This is a genomic window from Bacillus sp. HU-1818 (genome assembly GCF_022695965.1).
In the GTDB taxonomy this organism is placed as follows: domain Bacteria; phylum Bacillota; class Bacilli; order Bacillales; family Bacillaceae; genus Bacillus; species Bacillus atrophaeus.
Genome location: NZ_JAAPBE010000001.1, coordinates 53,849 through 73,367, shown reverse-complemented (window position 1 = coordinate 73,367; position 19,519 = coordinate 53,849). Strand labels below are relative to the sequence as shown.

Sequence of the window (19,519 nt, the reverse complement as noted above, 5' to 3'; positions counted from 1 at the left end):
ACAAATGAAACACCAATTTTTTTCAAAACATAAGTTAAGATAGTTTCGTTTAGTTTTTATTATGGGTATGTTGTTTGATCAGATCAATTGTGTGAAAGAGTAAGCTCTCATCTCCCCAGTTTCCATGTCCGGGTACAACCGTTTTTACATCTGGATATTTTTCGATTACCTTTTTAACTGAGTCATCCCACTGTTCTATATTTGCATCAGAAAGATTTCCAAGATCTTTTGCATCTAATGATTTGATGAAGCATCCGCCGAATAATAAATTATATTGGGGAAGCCAAACAGTGATGTTATCACTCGAATGACCTTCTCCAGGATAAAATGCCTCAACTACTGTGTTGCCTACTTTCATCACTGGCTTTACATCGAGTGTCGGGTTGGGTGAAGGATATCCATATTCTTTAGCTAGTTTTGCTGTCAAAAGTGTACTGCGTACATCAATTCCCTGATTCAGTAACGCCCGAATACCTGAAATGCTATCATCATGTGCATGAGTAATCAACGCGAGAACAACTTTTTTCTTAAAATGTATTTTGATCATCTTTAATAACTCTTCAGTTTTTTGGTCGTTCCCCCAAGCCGTATCAATCAGGACTATTCCTTTGGAAGTAGCAACGATTAACCCATTATGGTCATAGGTTGTGCCATACCAATCATTATATGACGTATGTGCCCATACTTTGTCATCCAATTTCGTTAAAACAATCGTCTTATCTGGATTGGTAATCTGAGTAGGAGATGATTTTTTAGATTGAGCAATCATTTGATCGTTAAACGATGTCATAAAAACGGATAATGTTAGTAACAAACTAAACACAACTTTTCTTATCCGTCCCTTGCTAATTTTCAAATGAATCTCACACCTTTCTAAATTGGATTTCAACAAAGAATGTTCGTTATATGTATAAAACATATTATAGAATTAAATCCTTCTTTACACGCTAACTAATACAAAATGTGTTTTGTCAGGGAAGGATATCTTTATTCTGGTGATATTAGAGTAACAATCTATAAAAGGAAACTCTGCAAAATCTTAAGGACTTTAATCAAGAAAATTGTCGGCTTTTTATGAAGAAAGGTGGGATTTTGACTAAAAGCTTGCTAAACGCAACTAGATGAATATTGAAGGCATTGGTTCAGCCATTCAAAAAGTATCACCATTAGAAAACTACCATTTTTAGATAAATAAATTCTTAGGTGTATTGGCAGTTGCTGATAATATAAACCAATAAGATAAATCGAGGGGTTTTACTAATTTAACAAATCTGATTTAAAAGTGAAGAAAGAAATTATTATTGAGGACATAAAAGTTAAATAAAATAGCCCATCTCGTTGGAGAAGGGCTCCTAACAATTGAATATGAAAAATGTTTAACCTCCGACTGGCCTTTCAGCTACTTGGATGTTAGATGGTGAATTTGAACTTTGTTGCAATAGTGCTACTCCACTTACTGCAACTGCTAAAATAGATACACAAAGAACAAATTTTTTCATAAAATTCCCTCCACCTGTTTCATTTTCTGTTCAGCCCATATTTTCTCATTGAAGAATGCTGTAGCTTCTTCATAAGCACCCAAAGACTCAAATCGTTTTGCGGCTATGTAAGATAACTCATCAACACTTTCTAAATCATTTTGTTGTTTAAGAAAATGTAGATTCTCCCTACATTTGCTAAAGTTATCTTTTGGATTTCCGCAGTATAGATTGTAAAGGATGCTTATTTTGGCTTCATATATTTTATTCTCCATGGAGGCTAGTCTTTCCTGTGCCTGAATGTGAAAATTCAGTGCACTTTCTTTTTCGCCAATTTTAAATAGTTCTTTAATCATCATAAACATTGAATTAATGAAATAAGATGATTTTCTCCAGTCATCATTCTCCAACGCATTTTGAAGTGAGTCAATACACTTTTGAGATTGTCCCCAATCTGAATAAAGAATGCTTAGATTATGGTGTAGCTGAGCTACAAAGAAGTCGTCATTCAATTCTTTAGCAAGTTCAATTGCTTCGATATAATGCTCTTCAGACTCCTCGAATCTCTCCATATCAGCGTAGTTCGTTGCCACAATCATGGTTGATACAGCAAGCTTACTCTTATAATCTGGTCGCCTTCTATAAATCGTCATAGCATTTTTTATGTAGTGTTGAGAAACAACGCTTTGTTTTATAAGAGTATAGAGGTAAGAAACTTTGGAGTAAAATTCAGCTGCTTCAATTTCATCTGGAATATCTGCAAGCTTCCGCTCGGCAAGGACATAAAGGTTGATGGCTCTGTCGTAGTTCTTGTTATAAGCTTCATACATTGCTTCGAATAAATAAAAGTTGTACTCTAACTTGTCATTTGTTTTCTTAATGAACTCTTGGTTATCTTCGGTGAAGTAAGAGTGACGTTGGAGTGGCTCACCTCTTGACGAATGTAATAACATTTTATGTCTCTCTTCAAGTAAACTATAGTAGGCAAGCACTTCCTGATCTTCTTCCATGTCATCAAACAGCTTTTTAACTTTGGAGTAATACTCCTTTGATTTTTCGACCTCCTGCTTTTTTATTGCTATATACCAATCGTTCAAAGTATTAGCCACGATTTCAGAAGCAACCTTGCTCATTGAGAACCCCTCTTTCTGGAAAATTCGAAATAATCTATAAGAAACAATAGCATAATGATAACAATTTATGTAAATCATTGAAAGGATTTTTGGCATAATAGTATATTTTTGCGTTATGTCGCAATTATTTGCAGTCTTTTTTAGACAATAAAAAAACGAAAAAAATCCTCGATTCAATTAAGAGAAGGGGATAAGGTTGTTATTGGTTCCTAATGATGCAAGCCATTCATCTAGTGTTCCTGTAAATCATTGACTAACAGCTAATTCGTAAACATAATCCATTATCGACTGCAATGACATTTGACCATTGGATTGAAAAGACTCCTATCAATACATTCCCATCTTAAGAAATCTTAAGGCTAATGATCAGATGGTTTTTAAAGCAGAAAAGAATGAACAATATTTTGTGATGACAATGAATTGGATCAGGGTAAGTCCTGTCATGGCAGCTAATGAGCGTTGCTTAAATTATTTGCGAGGAGAGCTGAAACTCGCGTTCTGGAAAATGGTTGGATTGCGGTTACGATGAATTTCCGGATCTGAAAAACTGAAAGTATACCGTTATCGACTTATCGACAATTGCCTTTTGACCAGTTATCGTGTAAAAATGACCGATTATCGAAAATCTATTTACAATATGTTGCATAATTTATATATTTAGGTCGAGTGAAGGAGATGTGATGAAGTGAAAGTTGAAGTGTCGATTGATTCATCTTACAAAGAGCCGAAAATCATCATTCAAACTGACAGAATGACAGATGAGATAGCTGATATTATGAAGCGGCTTTCGGAAACCTATATGGATTCATTAGCTGTTTTTTCAGATAGAGGTGTTGAAATTGTCGATTGTAAAGATATTGTCCGAATCTATGCGGCCAAACAGAAGGTATTTGTCCAAAATGGAGTTGGTATCTATACCGTTCGCTCTAGGTTATATGAACTGGAAGAGAAACTAGACCGTCAATTTTTCGTTCGTATTTCAAATTCAGAGATCGTGAACATGAAAATGATTAAGAATATGGATATTGGTATGACGGGAACAATCGGCGTGTTATTAAAAGGGGATATCAAAACGTATGCTTCGCGGCGTTATGTTTCAAAAATTAAGAAACAGTTGGGAATATGAGGTGAAAAAAACGTGAAAAGCTTAATTAGTCGAATTGTTGGTGGTTTTATCATCGGCGTGATGATCGGACAAATCGTACAAATCATTATCTCATTCAGATTTGGGCAAAGAGAATATATGCCGGTTGTGGATCATTTTCGCTCTTTCTTTGTTAGTGAGACGGCAGCTGTTATCGTGCAAATACTTTTAACAGGCATTATTGGTGTTACATTCGCTACAAGTTCGCTTGTGTTTGAGAAAGCGAAGTGGAGTCTGCTGAAACAGTACATCGTTCACTTTTGTATAACAGCACTAGTATGGATTCCAATTGTGATGTTGCTTTGGATGCCAAAAACGTCCATGAGTACACTGATTTTCTTCATTAGTTTTTTAAGTACGTATGTTGTCACATGGGTTATTCAATACATAATTTCAAAAAATGATATTAAAAAAATTAATGCTGCGATTCGTTCAAAGCAATTAGAAGAGAGAGATGATGAATAAATGGCCATTGAAATTAAAAATCTAACGAAAAAATTCAAAGAACGCACAGCTGTCGACAATCTTTCTCTGACGATTGAGAAGGGAGAGTTTTTTGCACTTTTAGGGCAAAATGCCGCCGGGAAAACCACAACAATCAAAATGCTTAGTTGTTTGAGTACACCGACAAGCGGAGATGCATTGATGTTAAATGATAGTATTGTCAAAAATCCGGAGGCAGTTAAACAAAAAATAAACATTTCTCCGCAAGAAACCGCGGTCGCTCCAAATCTTTCTGTGAAGGAAAACTTAGAATTTATTGCGAGTATTTATGGCAGCAAAAAGCAAGAGGCTGAACAAAAAGCTGTGGAGATGATGACAAAGTTTGGCCTGTTGGAGCGAGCAAAAAATAAAACAAAAACATTATCAGGCGGGCTGCAGCGCCGGCTCAGTATTGCGATGGCACTTATTTCAAATCCCCAAATCATCTTTTTAGATGAGCCGACTCAAGGACTTGATGTTCGGGCCAGACGTGATTTATGGAAGGTTTTACTTGAATTAAAGGGTAAAATCACGATTGTTTTAACGACCCATTATTTAGAAGAAGTAGAAGCGCTTGCTGATCGCGTCGGCATTATACATGGCGGTAAATTGCATGCACTTGGAACGATTGATGAGTTAAAAGAAAAAACGGGACACTCTTCTTTAGAAGATATCTTCCTTACCCTAACTGAAGAGGAGGCAACCTAATGAGATATTTAGCATTTGCTTCACGTAATTGTAAGGAGATGTTTCGAGATCCTCTGACACTCCTATTTGGGATTGCTCTTCCGATTATTATTATGTATCTTTTTTCAGTCATGCAAAAAAATATGCCTTTTGATCTTTATAGTATAGAAAACTTAGCGCCAGGCGTAATCGTTTTCAGTTTTTCTTTCATTGCGTTATTTTCAGGGATGCTGATTGGAAAAGATAAAAGCAGTTCGTTTTTAATGCGGATTTTTGCTTCACCAATGTCTGCGTCTGATTATATTATTGGCTATGCTCTCCCGCTATTGCCGGTTGCGATTCTTCAAATTGTTATTTGTTTTATCTCTGCATTCTTCTTAGACTTATCTTTTAATATGAACGTGCTTGGTGCCATGATTTTGCTCATTGTCATTGCAATGCTTTATATTGGATTCGGTCTACTGCTTGGCACGTACTTTACGGATAAGCAGGTTGGTGGAATTTTTGCGATCTTCGTCAACCTTACAACATGGTTAAGCGGCACTTGGTTTGATCTGGATATGGTTGGCGGTGCATTTAAAACGATCGGTTATGTTTTGCCATTTGCTCATGCGGTTGATGCTGCACGATTTGCTTTATCTGGTGAGTATGCTGATCTCGTCGTGCCTTTATTATGGGTAGTTGGCTATACGGTCATTATCTTTGTTATTGCAGTATTGGGTTTTAAGAAGAAAATGAAAAGCTAGATAAATTTTATTTGAAATACTTTATTATTTTAAGTAATGACAACAAGATACAACTTTATTATTCTTGTTACTTTTAAACATACTGTTCAATTTAATAGGAGGGAAGTAGTGCGTTGTATGCACCTTGTTCAAAGGAAGAGTATTAAAAAAACAAACGTGTTGCTTTCATTATTTAAGTGCCAGTAAACCCAAAGACATGAGGAGAAAACAGGGCTGTTTTATCACTTTACTTTATTGTCATTGGCTTTCTAGTCAGTGATCTTTATATTCATAGAAAAAAAGCATGGTTATTGAAGGAACACTGTACACATTAAATACTGCGAAACCCCCTAACTATTTATCGTAAGGATTAGGGGGTTTTTCTAGTGACTGTCTTAATAAAGTAATGGGGAATTAGCCTCCTTACTTTATATTGGTGTCGATAAAGAAGAGAGGGCGTTAGCTTGGTCTGCACATGAAAGTCTTTTCAGAACAGGTAGGCAGCTGAGTCCCTACCTGCAAATACTCAAACTGCTTTTAAACGAGTGTAAAGCAATTTAATGCACACAGTACCGGATATTAAAGGGACTGCAAACAATATTATGACTGCTATGGTTTCCCAGCCGTCAAAGAAGGCGTGGTTTTTAATGAAAACCTGTCCTTCTAAAATTATAAAAGTTAGAATTCCTATCAAGAAAAGAAAGCCTGCAAACAGAATAATCAGGGCTTTAAGTGTTAATTCTTTAAACTTATCTTTAAAGTAAATTAAAATGAAAACTAAAGAGCCAACGGTTGCTGCTGTACTTATTACTTGATGATTTTTCAATAAGCTCGATACGATGATGCAAATGAGAAAAAGGTAAAATGCTAAGTTTTTAGACAAAAAATCTCTCCTTCTTGTAGGCTAAGAAAAAGTTTACAAGTTTTTCTTAATAGAATCAATTAAATTTTCAAATAAAATGGTCGCTTTGTTGAAAAATGAACTAAATAATCTATGTACTAAATATTCATTATAAAAAATTGCTTTGGCACTAAGGAGTTATGTAACGGAGAGGGTTGAACTCTCTAGGATTCAAATGATGGTTACAGAGATAAATCACTATAGAATTTAGTTTATTCTAACGATTCAATCAAATTAAACGCAGAATGTTATACTGAGACCATAAAGGAGGGAAGATCTTTACGATTATAAGAAAAAGGTTAAGAAAATGGGACAGTCCTTATTTCAATCGCCATCTATTCACGTTCATTTAGGAGGTTTTAAAATTGAGAAGTGAAAGCGAAATGATGAGATTAATTCTTGATTTCGGAAATAGGGACAAAAGGATCCGATTGGTTACCCTAGAGGGTTCCAGGACGAACAAAAATGTACCCAGAGACAGATTTCAAGACTATGACATTTCTTATTTTGTAACTGATATAGACTCTTTTAAATCTAATGAGGAATGGCTGAAGCACTTTGGTGAAATGATCATGATGCAAAAACCTGAGGATATGGAGCTTTTCCCTCCGGAACTGGGAGATTGGTTTTCTTATTTAATGCTATTCAAAGATGACTCGAAGATTGACTTAACTCTAATCCCAATCGATCAAATGGAGCAGTACTTTTCAGACAGTGATGGTTTAGTGGAAGTATTATTGGACAAGGACTTACGAGTCAAGAACACGATTACTGCTACTGATGAGAGGTATCACATTAAAAAGCCTACAGCACGGGAATTTGATGATTGTTGTAATGAATTTTGGATGGTCTCAACCTATGTTGTCAAAGGGTTAATGAGGAAAGAAATACTTTTTGCATGGGATCATTTAAATGAGATTCTTAGACCCAATCTTTTACGTATGATTTCTTGGAATATTGGGATACAACACAATTTTTCTTTAAGTGTCGGCAAGAATTACAAATACATTCAAAGATACATGGATGAAAAAGACTGGGATCACTTGCTCAATACTTGTGTGGGTGACTCATATGAAAACATGTGGAAGTCATTATTCGGTTGCTACAAACTCTTTAGAAAATACTCGCTCACAGTGGCTGCCAAATTTAATTTTGATTATCCTCACTATGACGTACAAATCTCAGCTTATTCAATAAAATGTTATAACACCTTTTCTGAAATGGACTAAAAATGACGAGGGGGTTTTGAATATCCATGCATATAAATATTGATGTAACAGTTAAACAAGAAGTAACGGGTGTTCCTGTCACTATTCTTAAAACTGCATATGAAGTTGGGCGGAGCCTAATTTCTGAAGAGAAAAATAAAACCAGTAATTGAACGATTTTCAGACCAAGTTTAAAGACGTGGATACAAAAAAACCCGGTGGGTTGAACCGGGTAAAGAAAAGTGTATTTTGAGGAGATATTTAAAGGGATTCTAGTAATATTTTTTATGGTTTTTATATTCAACAACATAATCATAATCTTTATCGTGATCATAATGCTTTTTATAACGCTTTTTGTCTTGATAGTAATCTTTTTCATCATGGTCATCATATTTTTTGTCATAATCGTAGTACTTCTTGTAGTAAGTCTTTTTACAAGAATAAAACTCTTCTTTATACTTTTTGTAATAACCCATATATACTCCTCCTTTATATATTTATCGCTGTTATTATATGAAAGTTTGAGTATGCGGCTTGGACAAATAAATCATTAGAACAAAAAAGGGCTGTCCAATCAATAGATCAGATGGCAGACGTATCAATGGAGCTGTTTACGAGAGGACTCCGGAAAAGTACAATGGGTTTGCTATATTACATGAGAATAAGAAGGGAATATGGGGTGCTTTTACATATTACGAAAGAATACTATAAGCACAAATACAAATCACCTAGACTATTAAAAGTGGGAGAAAATGATTTTCGTGAATCGCCTAAATGCCTGATCATTTATTTCTCAATAAAATAAGTATTTCTTACAGATGCCCATTTTTGTATGGACGACTAACGCGAATGTCATCTTTCAAATACAATATCACTGCAGGTTTAATGACTGGGGGTTTGATTTTGTATAGACAATATCCAATGGTGTACTCCCCATATCCATACAACACAAATTACTATTCGCCATATTATCAAGTGTACTCAACTTATGGAGGAGACCGTTGCTTTCAACGCTGCATGTATCAAACTGGTGGAAATTATCAGCTGTGCCACACTCTTTGTTACGAAGAGTTTCCAGTGTAAAGGAGTAACACACAAGAGAGGAGGGCGTTCCTCCTCTTCATAAATAAAACGTAATAATAAAAATCGGATATAAGAATATTGCCAATTAGGTGTTCTTTTTTATTTCTTTGAAAAGTAAATATGAGAGTGAAACCTAAAAAGAACATAGATACGAAGAAGTTTTTTGACGGCCGAAAATTTTATCTGCGAAAATATTTGCTAATTCAAAAGAATTTTACGATTACATAAGTTCTCTTGGCATATCTCGTGTTAAGGCAAAGTGTTTCTCCGCGGGCAGTAAAACCTATGCTATTCTTAATTAGAAATCATTTTTGTTATTTTCACTTATTCATCGGTTATAAGACGGGAGGGACAAGTTATGCGATTTAATGTTGAATTTGAGTTCGATAATGGAAATTATAGGAGTGCACTTATTGAAGCAAAATCAGAAGAAATACTTATAAAAGAAATAAAAGAGTGTACAGATTGGTATGAATACACTAAAAATAAGACTACATATAATATTAATATGCGCAGTGTGACAAGTTTTTCAGTTATAGCAAAATAAGTAGGCTTCTGGTTGCTTTTTTAATATACTAGCGGAGGTGTTTGAATGATTGGCCGAATAAAAGCGGCAATTGATAACTGTCCGGGAAAGCCGGAGAAAATTCTAGTAAGCGAAACTGTTCTTCATCAATTGGCAGCTGAAACAATTTTTATTGACATCCCGAAGCCTAAAACGATCATGGGAATACCTATTGAAGTATCTGATGAAGTAGAAGATTTTGAGTTGAAGTATTAGGGGAGTTATCCTAATGGTGTGTCTCTTTTATCTCTAGAAATTGATTTTAATTTTGTTTTTGTCTTTTCGCGATTGATATCTGAAGGTAAGAAAAAAAGCATTTGGTTGACTCGTTCTTCAAATGCTTTTTTTGCTGAATTGTCATATCTAATTATTAGCTAACCTGCTAGGCGGCAACCTATCCAAGTTAACTCCAGCTACCCAGATTCATTACCGGATGAAACCTTTTTATATTGTTATCCGTAGAAGAGGTACAGAGTAAAGGAGGGGAAACGGTGTTGGGCAAATGACTCTTGATTTCTATTATATTGTTTTTATATTTCAGATATAGAGTTGTTAAAGCTTATCAAGCCAAAGGAGTCCCTAGGTTATATAAAAAATGGCCAGTGTATTGTATAGATTTGTAATAGCAGGACTATCAGCGGCACAATTCAATTAAACTTTGTCAGAGAGGAAGATAAAAATGAGAAAATTTTTATCCATTTTTACGATGTTAATGTGTATATGTCTATTTTCTAGACATGTCGGTGTTGAATTTGTAAACCAGTACTACTGGTGGTTTGCCTTTCTATTTCTGATTGGGCTATTCAGTCAAATTATTTGCTTTATCATTCATAAAAGAAATAAACCAACCGAACAATAAGCCATGAAACTAGTAAAAATGAATCCACAATGGAGTTTAACGCTTGAGTAAGTAGACAAGGAGAGAGTAATGGTAACAAGAAATACTTTGATGATCCTTCGCGGTTATTCAGTCAACATTCAGAAATTTTAATTTTGAGGGGGATGTATGATTAATAAAGAGAAAATCATTCACATCGTTTTCGGCATGTCGATTGCCGGTTCTTTAAAGTTTGCTCTCAAAAAGTTGGGAAAAGAAGATAAGGAGAAGGTGATCTGTTTTTCTGACATTTTTTCTGTAGGTCTCATAAAGCGTTTGCATGAAAAGGAAGGTCTTGAAGAAAGGAAAAATTGGTTGCGATCACATTTTAGTTCTTATGATGATTATTTTAATCGCGATTATATACACGACTTTACGGAAGCTTTGATTGCCCTCACTCAGGCGCCAGAATACATTCCTTTAATGATTTGGACAGGGGAGAATTCCCACGAACAAACAGGACTAAGGTTGGCTCTGTTTTTATTAAAAGACAAGAAAAATGACATTGTGTTAATCAATACGAATCAAGCTTATCAAGAACAATTTCAAAGACCCGACTGTAATTATACTCCTCTCTGCTCGGGTGAAATTTCTCCAGAGAAATTCGGAATCCTTTACAAGAAGTATAAACTAACCAAGCCTATTTCACTTGAAATGAAAAAAAGTTTAGCGAAAGAATGGGAAACACTATCAGAATCACAAGACAAGCTGCGTTTATGGACAGATAAAATACATAGTGTTACAGAAGATCATTATGACTCTTTCATTATAAAAATGGCGCAAAAATTACACGATAAGCTGGGAGGAAAAGAATTTATAAAATCTGTAAGGTTAGTTGGAGAGGTGCTAGGACATTTAGAACAATATCTAGGCGACCAATTTATTGAATACCGAGTAAGACATTTAATAAAAAACGGTACGTTTGAAATGGAAGGCTCATCGAGAGCGATGAGATACTATAGCATAAAACTTGCAAGGCAGAATAGATGAAATGTAGTAAATTCTAGAAGTATTCATATTCTCTTGGTTCTAAATATAGTATTATATGGAAAAAGGAGGGGTGTGAATGAAGAGGTTGATTATTGTTGTAGCATTGACCTTGTTATTAGCCTGGAATATGAGTGTGCAGCAAGTATATGCAAAGATCACACGTGATGAAGAAAAAGTGAGTTTTACTATGTCTGAAGATGTAAAAGGTTTCTTCATGGCAGACGATACTAACTCAAATTATTATCCGACCAGGCTCGGCTACAGATTCACGATATTCGATGCAGTAGGATGTACTCTCAATATCAAGCTGCAGAGGATTACGCTTGACGGTTACAGAGTTACATTAAGTGAGAAAGAATTCAAAGGAAATCACTTTGATTTCAGTGCAAGAGACATGGTAAGCGGTACACCGAATAGAAACCACTACTTAGAAATCACCAAAAAACCTGGCTGCGGAGATGTAAAGATTAAGGGAGTATACGGATTTGAGCATGACGAACCAGACGATTATTCTTTTGATTAAAACGAAGGTCAAGGCGATCACGAGCCTTGACCAATTTTTCGGATGTAGAAAAAGAAACCTAATGCCGTGAAAAGAGGGTAACAAAGGAAGCTTGAATAAAAAAGTAAGATACTATAATGGTGAATATTGAGATGCCGTCCGTATGGGTATCTTACGTAAAGATTGGGAACAAGGAAATGAAGTAAGGAATTTGAAGTAAATTAAAGATCTTTTGAACCTATAAGTTTTTAGGCTGTGTTCTGAATATCAATGCTTAAAGGACGGGGGGAAAAAGACTCAAGGAAATAGAAACAAAACTTTAAAACATGCAAGATCAGAAAGGGTGATTTCCTCACGTTTTCTTTTTATATTGGTTCATTCCGTTAGGCAGACCTGCCTTTATCAATTTTTGTTGCTTTTGCAGTATGGATAAATGAAAAGTTTGAACTAAAATAATTGATAACAATCAAAAAAGAAGAGAGAGTCAGTTTATGTCTAACAAGGAAAGGATCAACATGAGAAGTACAATAAAACTTTTTTGTTTCTTGCTTGGGCTGCTTGTGTATCTCACTGGTTTTTTTCCAACGATGGTATATGCTTTTTCCACGGATATGTATTGCAACTTTGAAGATTTGAAGGAACATGAAAGTCCTGATCATTATAATATTTATACAAGATCAGCAGACTCCAATATTTTAATTTTGGCTCCTCACGGTTGCGGAATAGAAGGGGGCACTAGTGAGTTGGCAAGGGAATTAAGCAAAAAATATTCTGTCATTCTATTTGAAGGCCTAAAAAATGATTGCAACGAGAATCACCATGTTACAAGTGAAAACTTTGATGAACCTGCCGCTGTAAAAATGGCAGCCAAACATGACAATGTTATTTCCTTACATGGATATGCGGATGCCAAACAGCACATTTTGATTGGCGGAACAGATGAAAAAAGAGCCGTAAAACTGGTTGAACTTTTTAACAAAAGGAGGTTTTCTGCAGAAGCGATTTCTCGCAATCATTGTTTTGGAGGTCATGAAGCGGATAATATCGCTAACCGCAATAAGTCAGGCAAGAGTATTCAGATTGAAATCAGTTTGGCGCTTCGTGAATCCATGTTTGATCATTTTACTCTTGATGGCCGGGAGCATTCTAAGAACAAGACATTTTATCAGTTCACTGAGTCATTATCAGATTTTATTGTGGAAAATTACTAAAAAGCAGCAGAACTGGACACGCTTGAAAAGCAATTGTAAACTTACCAGTTAGAATATGCCGGAAGGGATTGAATCGTATTTGACAGATGCTATTTATCGAAACATTATGATATTACTTCTTTGTCTGACAGCAGGCATAGTGGATGTAATTGGTTATCTAAGTTTGGATCACGTATTTACGGCTAACATGACGGGGAATATCATTCTTTTAGGCTTAGCTATCGGCAACTCTTTTCAAACGGCAATACTGAATTCGCTTACGGCCTTGATCGGTTTTATTACGGGGGTAATCCTTGCGTCGGCTATTGTCACAAACAAAGAAAAAACGTTTTGGCCTCCTGCTGTTACAACAGTACTTGCAGTGGAGGGAGCCGTTTTGCTTCTATTTGCACTCCTTTCTTATTTTGCAGTATCTGCCGGTTTTCCGTACCTTTTTATTATCCTGCTGAGCATTGCAATGGGGCTTCAGACAACTGCTGCAAGAAAACTGGGTATAGCAGGCATTTCAACAACTGTGTTAACCGGAACGCTCGCTACCTTTTTTGAAGATTTCACCGCGCGCTTTTTCTGCGGAGGCAAAAAGAAAGGCTTCACAACAGATGCTTTGTTACGCGCCGCAGCACTCGTTTTATATTGCTCTGGTGCCGTCATCGCAGCCCTTGCCGAACCCTCTTATCAATTTGCAATCATTTGGCTTCCAATTGCCATTATCATCGGAATTATTATCTTTGCTGTGACTATGTTTCACAATGCTTTGGAAAAAGATTGAAGAAAGCTGGCGGCTTGAACGTCAGCTTTCTTAGTAAACTCTGCCGGGCCTTTGTGAATACCTGCAAAGAAGAGGACAAAACTATTCTTGAATTCGGAGTGGAAAACAAAGGAGCAATTCTTCTGCACAAGCCCTCTTTGGTAAGAGTTCATTGGGGTTAATGTTTTTGGCGCTTGCGTTTTCTGAAAACAGTAGATATCGCGACAGCTAGTACGATCAGTAATGAACTTCCTATTATAATGATGGCTTCCAATTCAACGACCTCCGTTCATTGAGCATTCCTGACATCTTCCTATAGTATAAGAATTTGACATCTATCGTGATAATCCTTTGACATATTGTCATATTCAGATGTGAAAGAAAAGAAAAAACCCATTTTTTACAATCTGGAAAAATGGTATTCTAAACATGCGGGCAAATTACTAGAAAGGGGGCGAGACGAATGAAGCAAGCTCCCATTTATGTTGAAATACAAATTGAATCTGACGTTGAACGGCTTTGGGAGTACACGCAAAATCCATCGCTTCATAAAGAATGGGATCTTCGTTTTTCAGATATTACTTATCTTCATAAAAAAGAAAACGAACCGCAGGCATTTTTATATGAAACTAGGATCGGGTTCGGTTTGAAGATAACAGGTACCGGAGAATCCGCAGGAAGCATTCATAAAAATTCTTCCGAAAGAGCATCCTCCTTAGCGTTTTATTCCGGCCACCCATTATCTCTTATAAAGAAGGGAAGAGGGTACTGGAAGTACAAACAAATAGATAATCGTCACGTCACGTTTATCACTGAATACCAATATGAAACGTCTTACGGTTCATTCGGGCGATGCATAGACCGGTTTATATTCCGGCCGTTCCTTGGCTGGGCAACCGCTTGGAGCTTTGATGCTTTAAGACTATGGCTTGAAAAAAAGAAGCATCCAAAACAATTGATTCGCAGAACAATGGTATATAGTATCATCAGTTTGTTTTTCTCTTTTGGCTGGATTTTCCACGGAATAAACGATCCCTTTCCCGAAACAATCAATTTGTTAAAGAGTATTCAGGCTGAATGGCTTGCGGGCTGGCTTGAAGCAGGAATTGGCATCTTATTTTTGCTGCCTTTACGCAGGAAAAGTATCCTGTATAGTGTGCAAATGCTTATTCTGGCGTTACTGTGCTTTTACCAATCGGGAGAATTGTTTTCTTTCTTTTGTTACATATTCTTTTTTGTGCTGTCCTCAGTCGGCTATGCTTGCTCCCTTCAACTTCCAAGCGCCTTTCATACAAAACGAAAAAGAAAGAAGTGAAATTGTGGTCTCCATTTATGAACATCATATTGTGAATAGTCATTTGCTGCACCCCAAGCTTCGAAAACGATATCAGTTAGACCTTACACACACGTTCCGGGCAAAAGGGGTTATGTCTGAAATAAGCGGCGGTTCCTTTATTGCCAGGGGGCTTTTAAAGTTTGGGGTTCTCTTTCGCTGTTTTTTTTCGGAAAGAGGAAAGGATGTTCCTTTTATCATTGAGAATAAAACATTCAGCACAGAGCAGCATGAGATAGCTGTGCAGTGGAATCGTACTTTTTTCTTTAGCGGAAAAAAACGATTTTTTGACGCTGTCATGATCCGCGATGAAAAAGAAAAAAGAATTCTTGATTATTTCGGAAAACCCCATCTCCTGCTTTCTGTTTTATCCTTTGAAGCGGAACAAAACGGAGCGCTTAAAATAACGTCAGGACAGCAATGGTTTTTAATTTTCGGCAAGAAAATCCCTATCCCTAAGTGGCTTCGCGGAAAGTCAACTGTTTATGAGTCCTATCATGATGAAAACGCCTGTTTCACTATAGAAGTACACGTGGAAAATGATATTCTCGGAACTCTTTTCTATTACAAAGGATCATTTCAGGAAGCCGGGACAGTTGAATGATGAAATTAAATATGTCTGTAAGCACTTTTTGTTTTCTTGTGTTTTTCTTTATTGAAACGCCGGATGTATCTGTCGCGGAAGCCCTTGTTTTACTTTCTGTTCTTTTTTTCGTTCCAAACATTTTTCCATTTGTGTTTTATCAAACGGCTGATCGTCTAGTTATTATTTTGGAAAAGACACTTATGCGGTTTTTCCCGATTGCTGCCGTTTCGGCTTCTTTAGCATTTTTAACTGATGCTGTATTGTTTGCGCTGATATGGTGGGCCTATACGTCTTTACTGGCAGCATACGGAGTGATTCGGCTTCGGAAAACAAAAATACATAGAATTGAAGAGACATCCATTTATCTGGGTCTTATTTATTTGTTTATGGGCGGTTTTTGGTTTTTTGCTTATACGTCAAATATGAATATCATGAATTTTAGCCGTCTCATTATTTTGCTGACAGCGGTGCATTTTCATTATTCAGCTTTTCTGATCCCAATCTTTAACGGCTTACTAGGGAGAATGATAAGAGTGAAACGGAGACTTTATCTTTGGGTCACATGGACGATTTTACTATCGCCTATGCTTATAGCAGCCGGGATTTCTTTCTCGAAAACCCTTGATTTCATTGCGGTCTCATTATATATGATCGCTTTGTATGTGAATGGTTACTTGGTGTTTCATACACCCTTTCATCGTAAACTTGCAAAAATACTTGTTGCGATTTCCGCAATTGTATTAATGATTACGATCCTCTTCTCTCTCATCTATTCTTTTGGCGTATTTCAGGAGAAAGTAACCCTTTCCATCAGCCAAATGATTTGGATTCATGGTTTTTCCAATGCCGTTGGTGTGATCATCCCGGCGTTGTGTGGGTGGAGGCTTGAAAATCCGCAGCCGACAGATAATAGCTGCGAAAAACCATTCAGCCGTATTTATGGAAAATGGAAGATAGGAAAAGGCTTTTTGAAAAGGAATGATTTGGAAACGTCATACTCGTATTCAGGGCTTGTTGAGAATATGAAAAACTTGGAATCAAAAGATTTTCCAACTGAAAATCTGTCGCCATTGATCAAGGATTTTTATGAACAGACAAACAATTTTCGGTTAAAAGCAAAAGTGACATGGGTTACTTGGTTTAAACCGTTTGCTTTCATTTACAACGGCATCAGCAAAAGAACCGGCCAGATTCATCTTTCAACGAATCCTGACTGGTATATGATGCATAGTGAAATAACGGGTGTGGATTCTCAAAAGGACGGCAGAGAAAAGGTTCGTGCCTGGATCAGAACAAATGAAAAAGATGAAACGATTTTCACAGCACTATATTCGCTGCATAAATCCAACGGGACAGGCTATATGAATATCTCACTTCCGTTGCCTTTTTCAAACATGACTGGTATTTTAAAGCCTTATCATCATAGTGGCGGAATGACACTGACTAGTAAACGAAGGAGAAACGGAGCAGGAGATGAGGGGATCTATCTCCATACTGCATGCGGAACGATCCCATTGCCCTTATCGGAAACCTTCTATATAGAAGCAAAAGGTCTAAACCGCTTGACGGCTACTCACCATATGTGGATATTTGGCATTAAATTTTTGTTTGTCCAATACGAAATTGAAAAAAAGTGATAAAAATCAAAAAAACAGATGCACTTGACCATTTACCGGCCAGGGCATCTGTTTTTTTCTGTGCAGGAAAAAAGGACTAAATCATAAGTGGAATTCTGTTTGAAGTAACAATGGCGCGGAGTAAAGACCATTAAAATATTACAAATGTAAGAACGATGTTCGGGCAGAAAGTATATAATATTGTGAATTTAACAAAAATTTAACAAAGGAGAAGAGATTGATTCATGATAAATTCTCGGCGAATTATTCATAATGTTCATTCGGGATTAGTGGCGGAGTAGATGAAACCGGCCAAAGTAACCCTACTCCACCGTATGCTCCATTGCTTGAAGCATGTTGATTGTAACATAGTAAAGTATTTCACATCAACTTATCTATTGGTAAATATTTCATTGTTTGCGATGATCATATTTCCGCTTTCCGTCATATCGGCAGCTGAGGATGAATACGCAAACTTTGAAGAATTAAAAAACAATACAAGTCCATCTGATTATGGCATATCAATACAGGAAAGAAATAACAGCGTCTTAGTATTAGCCATACACGGAGGCGGGATTGAAGGTGGTACAAGTGAATTAGCAAGAGAACTTAGCAAACATCATTCCATGTATTTGTTTGAAGGGTTGATGTCCTCCGGCAATTCCGTTTTGCACATCACAAGCACTCATTTTGATGAACCTGCCTCGCTTACTATGGTCAGAGGACACATGAGTGTTATATCTTTACACGGTTACTCTGCTGATGAAAAAAATATCAAAGTAGGCGGCACTGATCGAAACAGAGCCGCATTGCTGGTGGAAACGCTTCATAAAGCAGGATTTCCGGCGGAATTGCTGAGTGCGCAAGATAAGTACGCGGGAGTCAGCCCGGACAATATAGCGAATAAATCAATATCAGGGTTGAGTATCCAGCTGGAATTGAGCATGGGGTTTAGGAAATCTATGTTTGAAACGTTCTCATTAAAAAGCAGATCCAGCACGCAAAATCAAACGTTTTATAAGTTCACCGAAACTATTTCAGATTTTATTAACGCACAATACTAAGCCGGCTTCAATTGTATAAAAATAAAACCCAAGCGACTCGATGATTTCTATTTTTTCGAGTTCGATTGGGTTTTGATACATATAAATGATAAAAATATAAAGTTATGATTTAATTTATGAAACTTTAAGGTCATACGATCGTATATTAAACAGAGTAAGTTGTTTTGCTGTCAAATGATAAAGCTGCAAGAGAGGTGAAATTATATGAAGGTCATAATTGGTTCCATTATTCTTCTGGTCATCATTGGATTCGGTTTATGGCTTATGTTAAGCCCATTCTTTAAAAAGGTGGGAAGCGGAGCAAGCAAGTTTAAAAAATCATGGAAGGAAGATCGTAATGAATGAAAATAAAAAAAACAGCACAAAAAAGATTATAGGCGGAGTTATTGTAGGCGCAGCGTTGATCCTTGGAGGGATTACAGCCTCATTATTTATTGAAAAGATTCCAAACGGCTATGTCGGCGTTGTTTACTCACCGAATGGCGGGGTGAAATCAGAAACGCTTGATCAGGGCTGGCATTTAGTCGGGCTGTTTAATAAAGTTACTGAATATCCGGTGCGTATGCAGACAGTAGACAATGAAGATATTAAAGTAGCAACCTCTGACGGTAAAAACATTTCTATGGATATTGCCTACAACTATGTTGTGCAGCCTGATAAGGTGGTGGAACTGTTCAACAAGTTTGGAGCGGTTGACATTGAGACAATTGAAAATACATACCTCAAAACAAGACTGTGGGATGCCGCTAGAAAATCCATTTCTAAATACTCCGTAATTGATACATACGGTCAGAAATCATCTGAGGCCGCTTCAGAAGTTCAAAAAACATTTGCTGATGATATGAAGGATCTGGGCTTCCTTATCGATGATTTGACGTTAGGTGTTCCTAAACCTGATAAAGCAACACAAGAAGCCATTGACGCACGTGTGAAATCTTCACAAGAACTGGAAAGAACACAAACGGAAATCAAAATTGCTGAAGCAGAAGCCAAAAAGAAAAAGATCGAAGCTGAAGGAATCGCTGATTATAACCAAATTATCAAGAAATCGATGTCAGATGAAATGATTAAATACAAATGGATTGAAAAATGGGATGGTAAAACACCAAAAGCGACAGGCACTGATTCATTGCTTCAGCTGCCATTGGATGACGAAGAAGAAAGCAAATAAGAAAAGGAGGCGTT

At 36.6% G+C, this 19,519-nt stretch carries 22 protein-coding genes; 17 read left to right on the top strand and 5 right to left on the bottom strand.

Features of this window, described 5'->3' with window-relative positions:
• Positions 1 to 49 precede the first annotated feature (49 nt).
• From bla to GXP75_RS00380, 3 genes are all read right to left on the bottom strand, one after another.
• A complete protein-coding gene (bla, locus tag GXP75_RS00390; RefSeq protein ID WP_242555925.1) occupies positions 50 to 856 on the bottom strand; it encodes a subclass B1 metallo-beta-lactamase in 807 nt (268 codons plus the stop codon).
• Positions 857 to 1,376: 520 nt separating this feature from the next.
• Positions 1,377 to 1,499: a PhrK family phosphatase-inhibitory pheromone gene (locus tag GXP75_RS00385; protein ID WP_061570448.1), complete on the bottom strand. Its 123-nt coding sequence runs from the start codon at positions 1,497 to 1,499 to the stop codon at positions 1,377 to 1,379.
• The gene (locus GXP75_RS00380) at positions 1,496 to 2,611 is read right to left on the bottom strand and encodes a Rap family tetratricopeptide repeat protein (RefSeq protein ID WP_214914252.1); all 1,116 of its coding nucleotides are present in this window, start codon (positions 2,609 to 2,611) and stop codon (positions 1,496 to 1,498) included. The genes GXP75_RS00385 and GXP75_RS00380 overlap by 4 nt, the downstream gene beginning before the upstream one ends.
• Positions 2,612 to 3,296: 685 nt before the next feature.
• Between GXP75_RS00380 and GXP75_RS00375 the strand changes: the two genes are divergently transcribed.
• From GXP75_RS00375 to GXP75_RS00360, 4 genes are read left to right on the top strand one after another with little or no spacing between them, the layout of a single operon-like run.
• A complete protein-coding gene (locus tag GXP75_RS00375) occupies positions 3,297 to 3,737 on the top strand; it encodes a LytTR family DNA-binding domain-containing protein (protein ID WP_242555924.1) in 441 nt (146 codons plus the stop codon).
• 12 nt (positions 3,738 to 3,749) lie between these two features.
• A complete protein-coding gene (locus GXP75_RS00370; protein ID WP_242555923.1) occupies positions 3,750 to 4,220 on the top strand; it encodes a DUF3021 domain-containing protein in 471 nt (156 codons plus the stop codon).
• Positions 4,221 to 4,946, top strand: coding sequence for an ABC transporter ATP-binding protein (locus GXP75_RS00365; protein ID WP_242555922.1), 726 nt, complete (start codon positions 4,221 to 4,223; stop codon positions 4,944 to 4,946).
• Positions 4,946 to 5,671, top strand: a complete 726-nt coding sequence (locus GXP75_RS00360; RefSeq protein WP_242555921.1) for an ABC transporter permease — start codon at positions 4,946 to 4,948, stop codon at positions 5,669 to 5,671. The genes GXP75_RS00365 and GXP75_RS00360 overlap by 1 nt, the downstream gene beginning before the upstream one ends.
• Before the next feature lie 505 nt (positions 5,672 to 6,176).
• Here the strand turns inward: GXP75_RS00360 and GXP75_RS00355 are convergent.
• Complete coding sequence (locus GXP75_RS00355) at positions 6,177 to 6,533, bottom strand: YoqO family protein (protein ID WP_061570444.1); 357 nt, start codon at positions 6,531 to 6,533, stop codon at positions 6,177 to 6,179.
• A 383-nt stretch (positions 6,534 to 6,916) separates the two neighbouring features.
• Here GXP75_RS00355 and ant(6) point away from each other — a divergent pair, with 383 nt between their 5' ends.
• Complete coding sequence (gene ant(6) / locus GXP75_RS00350; RefSeq protein ID WP_242555920.1) at positions 6,917 to 7,780, top strand: aminoglycoside 6-adenylyltransferase; 864 nt, start codon at positions 6,917 to 6,919, stop codon at positions 7,778 to 7,780.
• A 251-nt stretch (positions 7,781 to 8,031) separates the two neighbouring features.
• Here ant(6) and GXP75_RS00345 read toward each other — a convergent pair whose 3' ends face one another.
• Positions 8,032 to 8,235 (bottom strand): hypothetical protein, encoded by a 204-nt coding sequence (locus GXP75_RS00345; protein ID WP_061570442.1) that lies wholly within the window; start codon positions 8,233 to 8,235, stop codon positions 8,032 to 8,034.
• 965 nt (positions 8,236 to 9,200) lie between these two features.
• Between GXP75_RS00345 and GXP75_RS00340 the strand changes: the two genes are divergently transcribed.
• From GXP75_RS00340 to GXP75_RS00285, 12 genes are all read left to right on the top strand, one after another.
• The gene (locus GXP75_RS00340; protein WP_150223921.1) at positions 9,201 to 9,389 is read left to right on the top strand and encodes a hypothetical protein; all 189 of its coding nucleotides are present in this window, start codon (positions 9,201 to 9,203) and stop codon (positions 9,387 to 9,389) included.
• Between the two features lie 45 nt (positions 9,390 to 9,434).
• Positions 9,435 to 9,623, top strand: coding sequence for a hypothetical protein (locus tag GXP75_RS00335; protein ID WP_242555919.1), 189 nt, complete (start codon positions 9,435 to 9,437; stop codon positions 9,621 to 9,623).
• Positions 9,624 to 10,413: 790 nt separating this feature from the next.
• Positions 10,414 to 11,274, top strand: coding sequence for a DUF1835 domain-containing protein (locus tag GXP75_RS00330; protein WP_242555918.1), 861 nt, complete (start codon positions 10,414 to 10,416; stop codon positions 11,272 to 11,274).
• A gap of 76 nt (positions 11,275 to 11,350) precedes the next feature.
• Positions 11,351 to 11,797, top strand: a complete 447-nt coding sequence (locus GXP75_RS00325; protein WP_242555917.1) for a hypothetical protein — start codon at positions 11,351 to 11,353, stop codon at positions 11,795 to 11,797.
• A gap of 470 nt (positions 11,798 to 12,267) precedes the next feature.
• Complete coding sequence (locus GXP75_RS00320; protein ID WP_242555916.1) at positions 12,268 to 12,987, top strand: poly-gamma-glutamate hydrolase family protein; 720 nt, start codon at positions 12,268 to 12,270, stop codon at positions 12,985 to 12,987.
• Positions 12,988 to 13,042: 55 nt separating this feature from the next.
• The gene (locus GXP75_RS00315; protein ID WP_242555915.1) at positions 13,043 to 13,756 is read left to right on the top strand and encodes a YoaK family protein; all 714 of its coding nucleotides are present in this window, start codon (positions 13,043 to 13,045) and stop codon (positions 13,754 to 13,756) included.
• 442 nt (positions 13,757 to 14,198) lie between these two features.
• The gene (locus GXP75_RS00310; protein WP_242555914.1) at positions 14,199 to 15,050 is read left to right on the top strand and encodes a hypothetical protein; all 852 of its coding nucleotides are present in this window, start codon (positions 14,199 to 14,201) and stop codon (positions 15,048 to 15,050) included.
• A 4-nt stretch (positions 15,051 to 15,054) separates the two neighbouring features.
• Positions 15,055 to 15,672, top strand: a complete 618-nt coding sequence (locus tag GXP75_RS00305; RefSeq protein WP_214915301.1) for a DUF4166 domain-containing protein — start codon at positions 15,055 to 15,057, stop codon at positions 15,670 to 15,672.
• Positions 15,672 to 17,291, top strand: coding sequence for a YndJ family protein (locus tag GXP75_RS00300; protein WP_242556269.1), 1,620 nt, complete (start codon positions 15,672 to 15,674; stop codon positions 17,289 to 17,291). Before GXP75_RS00305 ends, GXP75_RS00300 begins: the two co-directional genes overlap by 1 nt.
• 281 nt (positions 17,292 to 17,572) lie before the next feature.
• Entirely contained in the window at positions 17,573 to 18,334 is a 762-nt protein-coding gene (locus GXP75_RS00295) for a poly-gamma-glutamate hydrolase family protein (RefSeq protein WP_242555913.1), read from the top strand.
• Between the two features lie 204 nt (positions 18,335 to 18,538).
• On the top strand, positions 18,539 to 18,679 hold the full coding sequence (locus tag GXP75_RS00290) for a hypothetical protein (RefSeq protein ID WP_190324658.1): 141 nt from the start codon (positions 18,539 to 18,541) through the stop codon (positions 18,677 to 18,679).
• Positions 18,672 to 19,505 (top strand): prohibitin family protein, encoded by an 834-nt coding sequence (locus tag GXP75_RS00285; RefSeq protein ID WP_242555912.1) that lies wholly within the window; start codon positions 18,672 to 18,674, stop codon positions 19,503 to 19,505. Before GXP75_RS00290 ends, GXP75_RS00285 begins: the two co-directional genes overlap by 8 nt.
• Positions 19,506 to 19,519 lie beyond the last annotated feature (14 nt).